Below are 17,051 nucleotides of genomic sequence, written 5' to 3' on the forward strand. Positions count from 1 at the left end.
ATGGAAAATATATTAGACCTGTGGAACCAAGCCCTTGCTCAAATCGAAAAAAAGTTGAGCAAACCGAGTTTTGAGACTTGGATGAAGTCAACCAAAGCCCACTCACTGCAAGGCGATACATTAACGATCACGGCTCCCAATGAATTTGCCAGAGACTGGCTGGAGTCCAGATACTTGCATCTGATTGCAGATACTATATATGAATTAACCGGGGAAGAATTGAGCATTAAGTTTGTCATTCCTCAAAATCAAGACGTTGAGGACTTTATGCCGAAACCGCAAGTCAAAAAAGCGGTCAAAGAAGATACATCTGATTTTCCTCAAAATATGCTCAATCCAAAATATACTTTTGATACTTTTGTCATCGGATCTGGAAACCGATTTGCACACGCAGCTTCCCTCGCAGTAGCGGAAGCACCCGCGAAAGCTTACAACCCTTTATTTATCTATGGGGGCGTCGGCTTAGGGAAAACGCACTTAATGCATGCGATCGGCCATTATGTAATAGATCATAATCCTTCTGCCAAAGTGGTTTATCTGTCTTCTGAGAAATTTACAAACGAATTCATCAACTCTATCCGAGATAATAAAGCCGTCGACTTCCGCAATCGCTATCGAAATGTTGATGTGCTTTTGATAGATGATATTCAATTTTTAGCGGGGAAAGAACAAACCCAGGAAGAATTTTTCCATACATTTAACACATTGCACGAAGAAAGCAAACAAATCGTCATTTCAAGTGACCGACCGCCAAAGGAAATTCCGACACTTGAGGACAGATTGCGCTCACGTTTTGAATGGGGCCTTATTACAGATATCACACCGCCTGATCTAGAAACGAGAATTGCAATTTTAAGAAAAAAAGCCAAAGCAGAAGGCCTCGATATTCCGAACGAGGTTATGCTTTACATCGCGAATCAAATCGACAGCAATATTCGGGAACTCGAAGGAGCATTAATCAGAGTTGTCGCTTATTCATCTTTAATTAATAAAGATATTAATGCTGATCTGGCCGCTGAGGCGTTGAAAGATATTATTCCTTCCTCAAAACCGAAAGTCATTACGATAAAAGAAATTCAGAGGGTAGTAGGCCAGCAATTTAATATTAAACTCGAGGATTTCAAAGCAAAAAAACGGACAAAGTCAGTAGCTTTTCCGCGTCAAATCGCCATGTACTTATCAAGGGAAATGACTGATTCCTCTCTTCCTAAAATCGGTGAAGAGTTTGGAGGACGTGATCATACGACCGTTATTCATGCGCATGAAAAAATTTCAAAACTGCTGGCAGATGATGAACAGCTTCAGCAGCATGTAAAAGAAATTAAAGAACAGCTTAAATAGCAGGACCGGGGATCAATCGGGGAAAGTGTGAATAACTTTTCGGAAGTCATACACAGTCTGTCCACATGTGGATAGGCTGTGTTTCCTGTCTTTTTCACAACTTATCCACAAATCCACAGGCCCTACTATTACTTCTACTATTTTTTTATAAATATATATATTAATACATTATCCGTTAGGAGGATAAAAATGAAATTCACGATTCAAAAAGATCGTCTTGTTGAAAGTGTCCAAGATGTATTAAAAGCAGTTTCATCCAGAACCACGATTCCCATTCTGACTGGTATTAAAATTGTTGCATCAGATGATGGAGTATCCTTTACAGGGAGTGACTCAGATATTTCTATTGAATCCTTCATTCCAAAAGAAGAAGGAGATAAAGAAATCGTCACTATTGAACAGCCCGGAAGCATCGTTTTACAGGCTCGCTTTTTTAGTGAAATTGTAAAAAAATTGCCGATGGCAACTGTAGAAATCGAAGTCCAAAATCAGTATTTGACGATTATCCGTTCTGGTAAAGCTGAATTTAATCTAAACGGACTGGATGCTGATGAGTATCCGCACTTGCCGCAGATTGAAGAGCATCATGCGATTCAGATCCCAACTGATTTGTTAAAAAATCTAATCAGACAAACAGTATTTGCAGTGTCCACCTCAGAAACACGCCCTATCTTGACAGGTGTAAACTGGAAAGTGGAGCAAAGTGAATTATTATGCACTGCGACGGATAGTCACCGTCTTGCATTAAGAAAAGCGAAACTTGATATTCCAGAAGACAGATCTTATAACGTCGTGATTCCGGGAAAAAGTTTAACTGAACTCAGCAAGATTTTAGATGACAACCAGGAACTTGTAGATATCGTCATCACAGAAACCCAAGTTCTGTTTAAAGCGAAAAACGTCTTATTCTTCTCACGGCTTCTGGACGGGAATTATCCAGACACAACCAGCCTGATTCCGCAAGACAGCAAAACAGAAATCATTGTGAACACAAAAGAATTCCTTCAGGCCATTGATCGTGCATCTCTTTTAGCCAGAGAGGGACGCAACAACGTTGTAAAACTGTCTGCAAAACCGGCTGAATCCATTGAAATTTCTTCCAACTCGCCGGAAATCGGTAAAGTTGTGGAAGCAATTGCTGCGGATCAAATTGAAGGTGAGGAATTAAATATCTCTTTTAGTCCAAAATATATGCTGGATGCACTAAAGGTGCTTGAAGGAGCAGAAATACGCGTAAGCTTTACAGGTGCAATGAGACCTTTCTTAATTCGCACGCCGAATGATGAAACGATTGTACAGCTTATCCTCCCTGTCAGAACCTATTAATCCGATACACTGCTGCCGACTCGTCGGCAGCTTTTCTATTCGGTATCTGCTCCGACAAGTTTTCCCTTTCCCTAATTCGTTTTTTTTTAGTACAATTAGATATTAGTGATATTTGAAAGAGGTCGATATAATGGCAAATCCGATTTCAATTGATACAGAGATGATTACACTCGGACAATTCTTAAAATTAGCCGATGTGATTCAGTCTGGCGGTATGGCGAAGTGGTTTTTAAGCGAGCATGAAGTGCTTGTGAACGATGAGCCGGACAACCGCCGGGGCAGAAAGCTGTATGTTGGAGATGTGGTAGAGATTGAAGGATTTGGTTCATTTCAAGTCGTCAATTAAAGCGGGTGACACTGATTGTATATCCAGAACTTAGAACTGACATCTTACCGCAACTACGACCATGCTGAACTTCAATTTGAAAATAAAGTAAATGTGATCATCGGAGAAAACGCTCAGGGGAAGACAAACCTCATGGAGGCGATCTATGTCTTGTCCATGGCGAAATCGCACCGGACATCAAATGACAAAGAACTTATACGGTGGGACAAAGACTATGCTAAAATAGAGGGAAGAGTGATGAAGCAAAACGGGTCGATCCCGATGCAGCTCGTCATCTCCAAAAAGGGTAAAAAGGGCAAGGTCAATCATATTGAACAGCAAAAGCTCAGCCAGTATGTCGGGGCCCTCAACACCATTATGTTCGCGCCGGAAGATTTAAATCTTGTAAAGGGAAGCCCTCAAGTGAGAAGGCGGTTTCTTGACATGGAAATCGGACAGGTTTCTCCCGTCTACCTTCATGATCTTTCTCTTTACCAGAAAATCCTTTCCCAGCGGAATCATTTTTTGAAACAGCTGCAAACAAGAAAACAAACTGACCGGACGATGCTCGATGTTCTGACCGATCAGCTTGTAGAAGTTGCAGCAAAAGTCGTCGTAAAACGCCTGCAGTTTACAGCACAGCTCGAGAAATGGGCGCAGCCCATCCATGCAGGCATCTCAAGAGGGCTTGAAGAACTGACCCTGAAATACCATACAGCTCTTGATGTATCAGATCCCCTAGATTTGTCGAAAATAGGAGATAGCTATCAAGAAGCGTTTTCTAAATTAAGAGAAAAAGAAATTGAGCGTGGTGTGACGCTGTCAGGGCCTCATCGCGATGATGTTCTTTTTTATGTGAACGGACGCGATGTGCAGACGTATGGTTCTCAAGGACAGCAGCGAACGACGGCGTTGTCCCTTAAGCTGGCGGAGATTGACCTGATCCATGAAGAAATCGGAGAATATCCCATTTTACTATTGGATGATGTACTGAGTGAACTGGATGATTATCGCCAGTCACACTTGCTTCATACGATCCAAGGCCGTGTACAAACGTTTGTCACAACGACAAGCGTTGATGGCATTGATCACGAAACCTTACGTCAAGCAGGAATGTTCCGTGTGCAAAATGGTGCGTTAGTGAAGTGAAGAAATGAGGTGAGCAATTGTATATTCATTTAGGTGATGACTTTGTGGTTTCAACACGAGATATTGTCGGCATTTTTGACTTTAAAGCCAACATGTCGCCTATTGTTGAAGAATTTCTGAAAAAACAGAAACACAAGGTGGTGCCTTCCGTAAACGGCACGCCCAAATCTATCGTAGTCACGGTTCAGAATATATATTACTCTCCCTTATCTTCCAGCACATTAAAAAAACGTGCGCAATTTATGTTTGAAATAGATTCTTAGAAATTTTTTATCACGAATATATCGTTTAGAAAAGTGTAGGTGAATGACGTGGCTATGGAACAGCAGCAAAACAGTTATGATGAAAATCAGATACAGGTACTAGAAGGATTGGAAGCTGTTCGTAAAAGACCGGGGATGTATATCGGTTCGACAAACAGCAAAGGCCTTCACCACCTGGTATGGGAAATTGTCGACAATAGTATTGACGAAGCCCTCGCCGGTTATTGTACGGATATCAATATCCAAATCGAAAAAGACAACAGTATCACGGTTGTAGATAATGGCCGCGGTATTCCAGTCGGTATTCATGAAAAAATGGGCCGTCCTGCGGTAGAAGTCATTATGACGGTGCTTCATGCCGGAGGAAAATTTGACGGAAGCGGCTATAAAGTATCCGGAGGATTACACGGTGTAGGTGCGTCGGTCGTAAACGCACTATCAACAGAGCTTGATGTGACGGTTCACCGTGACGGTAAAATTCACCGCCAAACCTATAAACGCGGAGTTCCGGTTACAGACCTTGAAATCATTGGCGAAACGGATCATACAGGAACGACGACACATTTTGTCCCGGACCCTGAAATTTTCTCAGAAACAACCGAGTATGATTACGATCTGCTTGCCAACCGCGTGCGTGAATTGGCCTTTTTAACAAAGGGCGTAAACATCACGATTGAAGATAAACGTGAAGGACAAGAGCGCAAAAATGAATACCATTACGAAGGCGGAATTAAAAGTTATGTAGAGTATTTAAACCGCTCTAAAGAGGTTGTCCATGAAGAGCCGATTTACATTGAAGGCGAAAAGGACGGCATTACGGTTGAAGTGGCTTTGCAATACAATGACAGCTACACAAGCAACATTTACTCGTTTACAAACAACATTAACACGTACGAAGGCGGTACCCATGAAGCTGGCTTCAAAACGGGCCTGACTCGTGTTATCAACGATTACGCCAGAAAAAAAGGGCTTATTAAAGAAAATGATCCAAACCTAAGCGGAGATGACGTAAGGGAAGGGCTGACAGCGATTATTTCAATCAAACACCCTGATCCGCAGTTTGAGGGCCAAACGAAAACAAAGCTGGGCAACTCAGAAGCACGGACAATCACTGATACGTTATTTTCTACGGCGATGGAAACATTTATGCTGGAAAATCCAGATGCGGCCAAAAAAATCGTCGATAAAGGCTTAATGGCGGCAAGAGCAAGAATGGCTGCGAAAAAAGCGCGTGAACTAACACGCCGTAAGAGTGCTTTGGAAATTTCAAACTTGCCCGGTAAGTTAGCGGACTGCTCTTCAAAAGATCCGAGCATTTCCGAGTTATATATCGTAGAGGGTGACTCTGCCGGAGGATCTGCTAAACAAGGACGCGACAGACATTTCCAAGCCATTTTGCCGCTTAGAGGTAAAATCCTAAACGTTGAAAAGGCCCGACTGGATAAAATCCTTTCTAACAACGAAGTTCGCTCTATGATCACAGCGCTCGGCACAGGTATCGGGGAAGACTTCAACCTTGAGAAAGCCCGTTACCACAAAGTTGTCATTATGACAGATGCCGATGTTGACGGCGCGCACATCAGAACACTGCTGTTAACGTTCTTTTACAGATATATGCGCCAAATTATCGAAAATGGCTACGTGTACATTGCACAGCCGCCGCTCTACAAGGTTCAACAAGGGAAACGCGTTGAATATGCGTACAATGACAAGGAGCTTGAAGAGCTGTTAAAAACTCTTCCTCAAACGCCTAAGCCTGGACTGCAGCGTTACAAAGGTCTTGGTGAAATGAATGCCACCCAGCTATGGGAGACAACCATGGATCCTAGCTCCAGAACACTTCTTCAGGTAACTCTTGAAGATGCAATGGATGCGGACGAGACTTTTGAAATGCTTATGGGCGACAAGGTAGAACCGCGCCGAAACTTCATAGAAGCGAATGCGAGATACGTTAAAAATCTTGACATCTAATCATAAAAAGCCTTATTTCCAATAAGAAATAAGGCTTTTTTCTAAACAAGATCAGATGCAGCAATGCTTGCAATACCTTTATATTCTAGCAATTTAATGTGTATAATCACAAGTTTATTGATATAATGGAGAATAGTGAAATCGTATTGAAGGTCATAATGGACAATCTACTCCCACATATTTCATGTGATACTTCAGGGAGGTTTTTTAATGAGTGAACAAAACACACCACAAGTTCGTGAAATAAATATCAGTCAGGAAATGCGTACGTCCTTCTTGGATTATGCAATGAGCGTTATCGTGTCCCGTGCTCTTCCGGATGTTCGAGACGGTTTAAAACCGGTTCATAGACGGATTTTGTATGCAATGAATGATTTAGGCATGACAAGTGACAAGCCTTATAAAAAATCCGCGCGTATCGTTGGAGAAGTTATCGGGAAATACCACCCGCACGGTGATTCAGCGGTATATGAATCCATGGTCAGAATGGCTCAGGATTTCAACTACCGTTATATGCTCGTTGACGGTCACGGAAACTTCGGTTCTGTTGACGGAGACTCAGCGGCGGCCATGCGTTATACAGAAGCAAGAATGTCTAAAATCTCAATGGAGATTCTTCGCGACATCACAAAAGACACAATCGATTACCAGGATAACTATGACGGGTCAGAAAGAGAACCTGTCGTTATGCCTTCAAGGTTCCCGAATCTGCTCGTGAACGGTGCTGCCGGCATTGCGGTAGGTATGGCAACAAACATTCCTCCGCACCAGCTGGGAGAAATCATTGACGGTGTACTTGCTGTCAGTGAGAATCCGGACATTACAATTCCAGAGCTTATGGAAGTCATTCCAGGGCCTGATTTCCCGACTGCGGGTCAAATCTTGGGACGCAGCGGTATCCGGAAAGCATACGAATCAGGCCGAGGCTCTATCACGATCCGGGCAAAAGCTGAGATCGAACAAACATCTTCGGGTAAAGAAAGAATTATCGTTACAGAGTTACCTTACCAAGTAAATAAGGCGAAATTAATTGAGAAAATTGCTGATCTCGTAAGGGACAAAAAGATAGAGGGTATCACAGATCTGCGTGATGAGTCAGATCGTACAGGTATGAGAATTGTCATTGAAATCAGACGCGATGCCAATGCGAATGTCATCTTAAACAATCTGTACAAACAAACTGCTCTACAAACATCTTTTGGCATCAACCTGCTTGCACTTGTTGATGGACAGCCGAAAGTTTTAACTCTTAAGCAATGCCTGGAGCATTACCTTGACCATCAAAAAGTTGTCATTAGACGCCGTACTGCTTATGAATTGCGTAAAGCAGAAGCGAGAGCTCATATCTTGGAAGGATTGAGAGTTGCACTGGATCATCTCGATGCAGTTATCTCCCTTATCCGTAATTCTCAAACGGCTGAAATTGCGAGAACAGGTTTAATTGAACAATTCTCACTGACAGAGAAGCAAGCACAAGCGATCCTTGACATGAGGCTCCAGCGTTTAACGGGACTGGAACGTGAAAAGATCGAAGAAGAATACCAATCTCTTGTTAAATTAATTGCAGAGCTAAAAGACATCTTGGCAAATGAATATAAAGTGCTTGAGATCATTCGTGAAGAACTCACGGAAATCAAAGAGCGTTTTAACGATGAAAGACGTACTGAGATCGTCACTTCTGGACTGGAGACAATTGAAGATGAAGATCTCATCGAGAGAGAAAATATCGTAGTCACTCTGACGCACAACGGATACGTCAAACGTCTTCCTGCATCAACTTACCGCAGTCAAAAACGAGGCGGTAAAGGTGTACAAGGTATGGGAACAAACGAAGATGATTTCGTTGAGCATTTGATCTCTACGTCAACTCATGACACGATTCTCTTCTTCTCGAACAAGGGGAAAGTGTATCGTGCAAAAGGGTATGAAATCCCTGAATACGGCAGAACGGCAAAAGGAATCCCGATTATTAACCTGCTGGAGGTAGAAAAGGGTGAGTGGATCAACGCGATTATTCCAGTCACGGAATTCAATGCGGAGCTTTACCTTTTCTTCACTACAAAGCATGGGGTTTCAAAACGAACATCGCTATCTCAATTCGCTAATATCCGAAACAATGGTCTAATTGCTCTGAGTCTTCGTGAAGATGATGAACTGATGGGTGTACGTCTGACTGACGGCACAAAACAAATCATCATTGGAACGAAAAACGGTTTACTGATCCGTTTCCCTGAAACAGATGTCCGGGAGATGGGAAGAACTGCGGCGGGCGTAAAAGGCATCACCCTGACGGATGACGACGTTGTTGTCGGCATGGAGATCTTAGAGGAAGAATCACACGTCCTTATCGTAACTGAAAAAGGGTACGGAAAACGAACTCCGGCTGAAGAGTACAGAACCCAAAGCCGGGGCGGAAAAGGACTCAAAACAGCAAAAATCACCGAGAACAACGGCCAACTAGTAGCAGTGAAAGCTACTAAAGGTGAAGAGGATCTAATGATTATTACAGCTAGCGGCGTACTCATCAGAATGGACATCAATGATATCTCCATCACCGGACGTGTCACTCAAGGTGTGCGTCTCATTAGAATGGCAGAAGAAGAGCATGTTGCTACAGTAGCTTTAGTAGAGAAAAACGAAGAAGATGAGAATGAAGAAGAACAAGAAGAAGTGTGAGAAAAAGCGCAGCTGAAATAGCTGCGCTTTTTTGTGTCATAACCCTTTACAGTCATAAAAATTATGGTATAATCATTTCTGTTGTCTTTTTAAAGACACAAGCATGACCATTATGACTAGTAAAAACTTTTTTAAAAAAGTATTGACCTAGTTAACTAAAAATGTTACTATTAAGTAGTCGCTTCGAGAGAAGCACACAAAGTTCTTTGAAAACTAAACAAGACAAAACGTACCTGTTAATTCATTTTTTATAAATCGCACAGCGATGTGCGTAGTCAGTCAAACTACTTTATCGGAGAGTTTGATCCTGGCTCAGGACGAACGCTGGCGGCGTGCCTAATACATGCAAGTCGAGCGGACAGATGGGAGCTTGCTCCCTGATGTTAGCGGCGGACGGGTGAGTAACACGTGGGTAACCTGCCTGTAAGACTGGGATAACTCCGGGAAACCGGGGCTAATACCGGATGGTTGTTTGAACCGCATGGTTCAAACATAAAAGGTGGCTTCGGCTACCACTTACAGATGGACCCGCGGCGCATTAGCTAGTTGGTGAGGTAACGGCTCACCAAGGCGACGATGCGTAGCCGACCTGAGAGGGTGATCGGCCACACTGGGACTGAGACACGGCCCAGACTCCTACGGGAGGCAGCAGTAGGGAATCTTCCGCAATGGACGAAAGTCTGACGGAGCAACGCCGCGTGAGTGATGAAGGTTTTCGGATCGTAAAGCTCTGTTGTTAGGGAAGAACAAGTACCGTTCGAATAGGGCGGTACCTTGACGGTACCTAACCAGAAAGCCACGGCTAACTACGTGCCAGCAGCCGCGGTAATACGTAGGTGGCAAGCGTTGTCCGGAATTATTGGGCGTAAAGGGCTCGCAGGCGGTTTCTTAAGTCTGATGTGAAAGCCCCCGGCTCAACCGGGGAGGGTCATTGGAAACTGGGGAACTTGAGTGCAGAAGAGGAGAGTGGAATTCCACGTGTAGCGGTGAAATGCGTAGAGATGTGGAGGAACACCAGTGGCGAAGGCGACTCTCTGGTCTGTAACTGACGCTGAGGAGCGAAAGCGTGGGGAGCGAACAGGATTAGATACCCTGGTAGTCCACGCCGTAAACGATGAGTGCTAAGTGTTAGGGGGTTTCCGCCCCTTAGTGCTGCAGCTAACGCATTAAGCACTCCGCCTGGGGAGTACGGTCGCAAGACTGAAACTCAAAGGAATTGACGGGGGCCCGCACAAGCGGTGGAGCATGTGGTTTAATTCGAAGCAACGCGAAGAACCTTACCAGGTCTTGACATCCTCTGACAATCCTAGAGATAGGACGTCCCCTTCGGGGGCAGAGTGACAGGTGGTGCATGGTTGTCGTCAGCTCGTGTCGTGAGATGTTGGGTTAAGTCCCGCAACGAGCGCAACCCTTGATCTTAGTTGCCAGCATTCAGTTGGGCACTCTAAGGTGACTGCCGGTGACAAACCGGAGGAAGGTGGGGATGACGTCAAATCATCATGCCCCTTATGACCTGGGCTACACACGTGCTACAATGGACAGAACAAAGGGCAGCGAAACCGCGAGGTTAAGCCAATCCCACAAATCTGTTCTCAGTTCGGATCGCAGTCTGCAACTCGACTGCGTGAAGCTGGAATCGCTAGTAATCGCGGATCAGCATGCCGCGGTGAATACGTTCCCGGGCCTTGTACACACCGCCCGTCACACCACGAGAGTTTGTAACACCCGAAGTCGGTGAGGTAACCTTTTAGGAGCCAGCCGCCGAAGGTGGGACAGATGATTGGGGTGAAGTCGTAACAAGGTAGCCGTATCGGAAGGTGCGGCTGGATCACCTCCTTTCTAAGGATATTATACGGAATATAAGACCTTGGGTCTTATAAACAGAACGTTCCCTGTCTTGTTTAGTTTTGAAGGAACTTTGTTCCTTGAATAAGTTAAGATGGGCCTGTAGCTCAGCTGGTTAGAGCGCACGCCTGATAAGCGTGAGGTCGGTGGTTCGAGTCCACTCAGGCCCACCATCTTATATAACGGGGCCTTAGCTCAGCTGGGAGAGCGCCTGCTTTGCACGCAGGAGGTCAGCGGTTCGATCCCGCTAGGCTCCACCAACGTGTTCTTTGAAAACTAGATAACAGTAGACATCACATTCAATTAGTAATACAAGATATCACATAGTGATTCTTTTTAACGGTTAAGTTAGAAAGGGCGCACGGTGGATGCCTTGGCACTAGGAGCCGATGAAGGACGGGACGAACACCGATATGCTTCGGGGAGCTGTAAGCAAGCTTTGATCCGGAGATTTCCGAATGGGGAAACCCACCACTCGTAATGGAGTGGTATCCATATCTGAATTCATAGGATATGAGAAGGCAGACCCGGGGAACTGAAACATCTAAGTACCCGGAGGAAGAGAAAGCAAATGCGATTCCCTGAGTAGCGGCGAGCGAAACGGGATTAGCCCAAACCAAGAGGCTTGCCTCTTGGGGTTGTAGGACACTCTGTACGGAGTTACAAAGGAACGAGGTAGATGAAGAGGTCTGGAAAGGCCCGCCATAGGAGGTAACAGCCCTGTAGTCAAAACTTCGTTCTCTCCTGAGTGGATCCTGAGTACGGCGGAACACGTGAAATTCCGTCGGAATCCGGGAGGACCATCTCCCAAGGCTAAATACTCCCTAGTGACCGATAGTGAACCAGTACCGTGAGGGAAAGGTGAAAAGCACCCCGGAAGGGGAGTGAAAGAGATCCTGAAACCGTGTGCCTACAAGTAGTCAGAGCCCGTTAACGGGTGATGGCGTGCCTTTTGTAGAATGAACCGGCGAGTTACGATCCCGTGCAAGGTTAAGCAGAAGATGCGGAGCCGCAGCGAAAGCGAGTCTGAATAGGGCGCATGAGTACGTGGTCGTAGACCCGAAACCAGGTGATCTACCCATGTCCAGGGTGAAGTTCAGGTAACACTGAATGGAGGCCCGAACCCACGCACGTTGAAAAGTGCGGGGATGAGGTGTGGGTAGGGGTGAAATGCCAATCGAACCTGGAGATAGCTGGTTCTCTCCGAAATAGCTTTAGGGCTAGCCTCAAGGTAAGAGTCTTGGAGGTAGAGCACTGATTGGACTAGGGGCCCCTACCGGGTTACCGAATTCAGTCAAACTCCGAATGCCAATGACTTATCCTTGGGAGTCAGACTGCGAGTGATAAGATCCGTAGTCGAAAGGGAAACAGCCCAGACCGCCAGCTAAGGTCCCAAAGTATACGTTAAGTGGAAAAGGATGTGGAGTTGCTTAGACAACCAGGATGTTGGCTTAGAAGCAGCCACCATTTAAAGAGTGCGTAATAGCTCACTGGTCGAGTGACTCTGCGCCGAAAATGTACCGGGGCTAAACGTATCACCGAAGCTGCGGACTGTTCTTCGAACAGTGGTAGGAGAGCGTTCTAAGGGCTGTGAAGCCAGACCGGAAGGACTGGTGGAGCGCTTAGAAGTGAGAATGCCGGTATGAGTAGCGAAAGAGGGGTGAGAATCCCCTCCACCGAATGCCTAAGGTTTCCTGAGGAAGGCTCGTCCGCTCAGGGTTAGTCGGGACCTAAGCCGAGGCCGAAAGGCGTAGGCGATGGACAACAGGTTGATATTCCTGTACCACCTCCTCACCATTTGAGCAATGGGGGGACGCAGGAGGATAGGGTAAGCGCGGTATTGGATATCCGCGTCCAAGCAGTTAGGCTGGGAAATAGGCAAATCCGTTTCCCATAAGGCTGAGCTGTGATGGCGAGCGAAATATAGTAGCGAAGTTCCTGATTCCACACTGCCAAGAAAAGCCTCTAGCGAGGTGAGAGGTGCCCGTACCGCAAACCGACACAGGTAGGCGAGGAGAGAATCCTAAGGTGATCGAGAGAACTCTCGTTAAGGAACTCGGCAAAATGACCCCGTAACTTCGGGAGAAGGGGTGCTCTGTTAGGGTGCAAGCCCGAGAGAGCCGCAGTGAATAGGCCCAGGCGACTGTTTAGCAAAAACACAGGTCTCTGCGAAGCCGTAAGGCGAAGTATAGGGGCTGACGCCTGCCCGGTGCTGGAAGGTTAAGAGGAGCGCTTAGCGTAAGCGAAGGTGCGAATTGAAGCCCCAGTAAACGGCGGCCGTAACTATAACGGTCCTAAGGTAGCGAAATTCCTTGTCGGGTAAGTTCCGACCCGCACGAAAGGCGCAACGATCTGGGCACTGTCTCAACGAGAGACTCGGTGAAATTATAGTACCTGTGAAGATGCAGGTTACCCGCGACAGGACGGAAAGACCCCGTGGAGCTTTACTGCAGCCTGATATTGAATGTTGGTACAGCTTGTACAGGATAGGTAGGAGCCTTGGAAACCGGAGCGCCAGCTTCGGTGGAGGCATCGGTGGGATACTACCCTGGCTGTATTGACCTTCTAACCCGCCGCCCTTATCGGGCGGGGAGACAGTGTCAGGTGGGCAGTTTGACTGGGGCGGTCGCCTCCTAAAAGGTAACGGAGGCGCCCAAAGGTTCCCTCAGAATGGTTGGAAATCATTCGCAGAGTGTAAAGGCACAAGGGAGCTTGACTGCGAGACCTACAAGTCGAGCAGGGACGAAAGTCGGGCTTAGTGATCCGGTGGTTCCGCATGGAAGGGCCATCGCTCAACGGATAAAAGCTACCCCGGGGATAACAGGCTTATCTCCCCCAAGAGTCCACATCGACGGGGAGGTTTGGCACCTCGATGTCGGCTCATCGCATCCTGGGGCTGTAGTCGGTCCCAAGGGTTGGGCTGTTCGCCCATTAAAGCGGTACGCGAGCTGGGTTCAGAACGTCGTGAGACAGTTCGGTCCCTATCCGTCGCGGGCGCAGGAAATTTGAGAGGAGCTGTCCTTAGTACGAGAGGACCGGGATGGACGCACCGCTGGTGTACCAGTTGTTCTGCCAAGGGCATCGCTGGGTAGCTATGTGCGGACGGGATAAGTGCTGAAAGCATCTAAGCATGAAGCCCCCCTCAAGATGAGATTTCCCATTCCGCAAGGAAGTAAGATCCCTGAAAGATGATCAGGTTGATAGGTCTGAGGTGGAAGTGTGGCGACACATGGAGCTGACAGATACTAATCGATCGAGGACTTAACCACATTTTGAATGATGTCACACCTGTTATCTAGTTTTGAGAGAACACTCTCAATTTGTTTGGTGGCGATAGCGAAGAGGTCACACCCGTTCCCATACCGAACACGGAAGTTAAGCTCTTCAGCGCCGATGGTAGTCGGGGGTTTCCCCCTGTGAGAGTAGGACGCCGCCAAGCAAGCTTAAACCCAGCTCATTGAGCTGGGTTTTTTGTTTGTTAAAAATGAAGAAGAAACTGTGAAGCGTATTTAGGGAATTTCTTTTCTGTTACTAATAAAAACTGCTGAATTAACACGTAGTCATCACTTATATGCTGTGTTAATAACTCATACCACCATTCTGTTTCATACCTTGCAATCATCCCAACGTTGTACAAAATCAAATAATGAATTGTCATTTCGGGAAGCCGAAGAAATTGCTCCCTTTGAGAAGGGATATAATATTGGTTCTTTTCCATGTCAAACAATAAGCTGGTCGATGTCCATGGCTCCTTGTCTTGTGGCGAAACTTCGAACAGCAGCCCGTGTTCATTTTTTTTTGTAAAAGACCATTGATAATGATGGGACATGTATTCAGCAAACCTTGAATCAGACATTTTGTAATTGATTACTACTTCCTCCGGTACAAAAATTTCGTTCTTATCCTTCTCAACTATTGTCATAAATCGTTCTTTCTGCTGAAAGTAGAAAATATCGCTAAGTTCTGGAATGGCCATTAATAATTTTTTCATGGTATACCGTTCATCTACTATATCCGATTGTCCGAATAAATGTTTCATAAAATGTACGCATAGGCCATTCCGTTGTATTTTCACTTCATCATCGCTAAAACAATAGTTTTGTTTCTTTCGTTTTCTTGTTGTTACACCATGTGCCAGTACTGATGTATGGCTTGGATAATGAGGATCACGTGTAATTAAGCATGCTTTGATAAGCTGTGCCATTCCATAAAATAAAAGAATCGGTTTGATTTCTAAGGGAGAATATGCGGCTTGTTTATAAAACGATTCGGCATGCTTTAAGAAATAAATAAACCGTTCACTGTTTTTAAAAGAGTTTTTTTTCGCATCGTCAATACCGTTTAAGGTATAAACCTTTTCTAGAAATTTCTGGGTTGATTCGACGGAGTAAAATAGCGCTAAGTCTTTCCACTCATGATATGCCATGTATATTTCTTAATCCTTTCCGTTATCTAAATATTTCAACTCTTTCCCGCTTCCTTGACATGCTCTTGGCTAGTTGATAATCTACATATAATATTTTGCCGAAAAGAGGGGGATTTACTAATGTGGGAAAGTAAATTTTCAAAAGAAGGCTTAACGTTCGACGATGTGCTGCTTGTGCCAGCAAAGTCTGAGGTACTTCCGCGTGATGTGGATTTATCTGTAGAACTTACAAAAACGTTAAAGCTAAATATTCCTGTCATCAGCGCAGGTATGGACACAGTAACAGAATCAGCAATGGCAATTGCAATGGCAAGACAGGGCGGCTTGGGCATCATTCACAAAAATATGTCCATTGAACAGCAGGCTGAACAAGTTGATAAAGTAAAGCGTTCTGAGCGCGGCGTTATCACAAATCCCTTCTTTTTAACTCCTGATCACCAAGTATTTGATGCGGAGCATTTGATGGGGAAATACAGAATTTCCGGTGTTCCGATTGTAAATAACGAAGAAGACCAGAAGCTTGTTGGAATTATTACAAACCGTGACCTTCGTTTTATTTCTGACTACTCAATGAAAATCAGCGATGTCATGACGAAAGAAGAGCTAGTTACTGCATCTGTAGGAACTACTCTGGATGAAGCTGAAAAGATTTTGCAGAAACATAAAATTGAAAAGCTTCCTCTCGTAGATGACCAGAATAAATTAAAAGGTCTTATCACAATTAAAGACATTGAAAAAGTCATTGAGTTTCCGAACTCATCTAAAGACATTCACGGCCGCCTGATCGTTGGCGCGGCAGTTGGTGTAACTGGCGATACAATGACTCGCGTCAAAAAGCTTGTTGAAGCCAACGTTGATGTGATTGTTATCGATACAGCTCACGGACACTCTCAAGGCGTTTTAAACACAGTCACAAAAATCCGTGAAACGTATCCAGAATTAAACATTATTGCTGGGAACGTAGCAACAGCTGAAGCGACAAGAGCGCTTATCGAAGCTGGAGCAGACGTTGTCAAAGTTGGAATAGGGCCTGGTTCAATTTGTACTACACGTGTTGTAGCCGGCGTCGGTGTTCCACAAATTACAGCAATTTATGATTGTGCGACTGAAGCAAGAAAACACGGCAAAACAATCATAGCCGACGGTGGGATTAAATTCTCTGGCGATATCACTAAAGCATTGGCAGCCGGCGGACATGCTGTTATGCTCGGAAGCTTGCTTGCAGGCACCTCAGAAAGCCCTGGTGAAACTGAAATCTACCAAGGCAGAAGATTTAAGGTATACCGCGGCATGGGATCAGTTGCTGCAATGGAAAAAGGAAGTAAAGACCGTTACTTCCAAGAAGAAAACAAAAAATTTGTTCCAGAAGGAATTGAAGGACGCACACCTTACAAAGGACCAGTTGAAGAAACCGTTTATCAGCTAGTCGGAGGCCTTCGTTCTGGTATGGGGTATTGCGGGTCCAAAGATCTGCGTGCGCTAAGAGAAGAAGCTCAGTTCATTCGCATGACTGGCGCAGGACTTCGCGAAAGCCATCCGCATGACGTACAGATTACAAAAGAATCACCTAACTATACAATTTCATAATAAATTGTTACAAATTAAAAACATTTGACAGGGTCTCTGACTCTGTCTATTTTTTTTATACTGATTATGATAAAATTTATACTGTTGTGCATTGAAAATGTCCTTAACGGCTTAATTATAGATGAAGAAAATGAAATACGGA

Annotated in this window: 9 protein-coding genes, 2 tRNA genes and 3 rRNA genes; 13 read left to right on the top strand and 1 reads right to left on the bottom strand. The window is 45.1% G+C overall.

The annotated features are described in order from the left end of the window. From dnaA to rrf, 12 genes are all read left to right on the top strand, one after another. Complete coding sequence (gene dnaA, locus AC0OMU_RS11005; RefSeq protein WP_003242674.1) at window positions 1-1,341, top strand: chromosomal replication initiator protein DnaA; 1,341 nt, start codon at window positions 1-3, stop codon at window positions 1,339-1,341. A gap of 189 nt (window positions 1,342-1,530) precedes the next feature. Continuing rightward, window positions 1,531-2,667: a DNA polymerase III subunit beta gene (dnaN, locus tag AC0OMU_RS11010; RefSeq protein ID WP_003226811.1), complete on the top strand. Its 1,137-nt coding sequence runs from the start codon at window positions 1,531-1,533 to the stop codon at window positions 2,665-2,667. A gap of 130 nt (window positions 2,668-2,797) precedes the next feature. Then, window positions 2,798-3,013 (top strand): ribosome maturation protein RlbA, encoded by a 216-nt coding sequence (gene rlbA, locus AC0OMU_RS11015; protein WP_003226810.1) that lies wholly within the window; start codon window positions 2,798-2,800, stop codon window positions 3,011-3,013. 15 nt (window positions 3,014-3,028) lie between these two features. After that, entirely contained in the window at window positions 3,029-4,141 is a 1,113-nt protein-coding gene (gene recF / locus AC0OMU_RS11020; RefSeq protein WP_015382541.1) for a DNA replication/repair protein RecF, read from the top strand. 17 nt (window positions 4,142-4,158) lie between these two features. Further along, entirely contained in the window at window positions 4,159-4,404 is a 246-nt protein-coding gene (gene remB, locus AC0OMU_RS11025; RefSeq protein ID WP_003219266.1) for an extracellular matrix regulator RemB, read from the top strand. A 54-nt stretch (window positions 4,405-4,458) separates the two neighbouring features. Continuing rightward, window positions 4,459-6,375 (top strand): DNA topoisomerase (ATP-hydrolyzing) subunit B, encoded by a 1,917-nt coding sequence (gene gyrB, locus AC0OMU_RS11030; protein ID WP_003226808.1) that lies wholly within the window; start codon window positions 4,459-4,461, stop codon window positions 6,373-6,375. 210 nt (window positions 6,376-6,585) lie between these two features. Then, complete coding sequence (gyrA, locus tag AC0OMU_RS11035) at window positions 6,586-9,051, top strand: DNA topoisomerase (ATP-hydrolyzing) subunit A (protein WP_003244540.1); 2,466 nt, start codon at window positions 6,586-6,588, stop codon at window positions 9,049-9,051. A 289-nt stretch (window positions 9,052-9,340) separates the two neighbouring features. After that, window positions 9,341-10,890 (top strand): 16S ribosomal RNA (locus AC0OMU_RS11040). A 102-nt stretch (window positions 10,891-10,992) separates the two neighbouring features. Then, window positions 10,993-11,069, top strand: a tRNA-Ile gene (locus tag AC0OMU_RS11045). A gap of 11 nt (window positions 11,070-11,080) precedes the next feature. Then, window positions 11,081-11,156, top strand: a tRNA-Ala gene (locus AC0OMU_RS11050). An 81-nt stretch (window positions 11,157-11,237) separates the two neighbouring features. Continuing rightward, window positions 11,238-14,165, top strand: a 23S ribosomal RNA gene (locus AC0OMU_RS11055). Window positions 14,166-14,219: 54 nt separating this feature from the next. Beyond that, a 5S ribosomal RNA gene (rrf, locus tag AC0OMU_RS11060) occupies window positions 14,220-14,335 on the top strand. The 16S, 23S and 5S rRNA genes sit together here with 2 tRNA genes alongside, the layout of an rRNA operon. Window positions 14,336-14,374: 39 nt before the next feature. Here the strand turns inward: rrf and AC0OMU_RS11065 are convergent. Then, window positions 14,375-15,322 (bottom strand): YaaC family protein, encoded by a 948-nt coding sequence (locus AC0OMU_RS11065; RefSeq protein ID WP_015382542.1) that lies wholly within the window; start codon window positions 15,320-15,322, stop codon window positions 14,375-14,377. Between the two features lie 120 nt (window positions 15,323-15,442). Between AC0OMU_RS11065 and guaB the strand changes: the two genes are divergently transcribed. Beyond that, window positions 15,443-16,909 (top strand): IMP dehydrogenase, encoded by a 1,467-nt coding sequence (guaB, locus tag AC0OMU_RS11070; RefSeq protein WP_003226803.1) that lies wholly within the window; start codon window positions 15,443-15,445, stop codon window positions 16,907-16,909. Window positions 16,910-17,051: the final 142 nt, after the last annotated feature.

It is taken from the genome of Bacillus sp. FAU18 (assembly GCF_056033885.1).

Bases quoted from the DNA above. Each gene is read 5' to 3' on its own strand.
- guaB (WP_003226803.1), top strand. From the start codon at position 15,443: ATGTGGGAAAGTAAATTTTCAAAAGAAGGCTTAACGTTCGACGATGTG.
- rlbA (WP_003226810.1), top strand. From the start codon at position 2,798: ATGGCAAATCCGATTTCAATTGATACAGAGATGATTACACTCGGACAA.
- dnaN (WP_003226811.1), top strand. From the start codon at position 1,531: ATGAAATTCACGATTCAAAAAGATCGTCTTGTTGAAAGTGTCCAAGAT.
- dnaA (WP_003242674.1), top strand. From the start codon at position 1: ATGGAAAATATATTAGACCTGTGGAACCAAGCCCTTGCTCAAATCGAA.
- gyrB (WP_003226808.1), top strand. From the start codon at position 4,459: ATGGAACAGCAGCAAAACAGTTATGATGAAAATCAGATACAGGTACTA.
- AC0OMU_RS11065 (WP_015382542.1), bottom strand. From the start codon at position 15,322: ATGGCATATCATGAGTGGAAAGACTTAGCGCTATTTTACTCCGTCGAA.
- gyrA (WP_003244540.1), top strand. From the start codon at position 6,586: ATGAGTGAACAAAACACACCACAAGTTCGTGAAATAAATATCAGTCAG.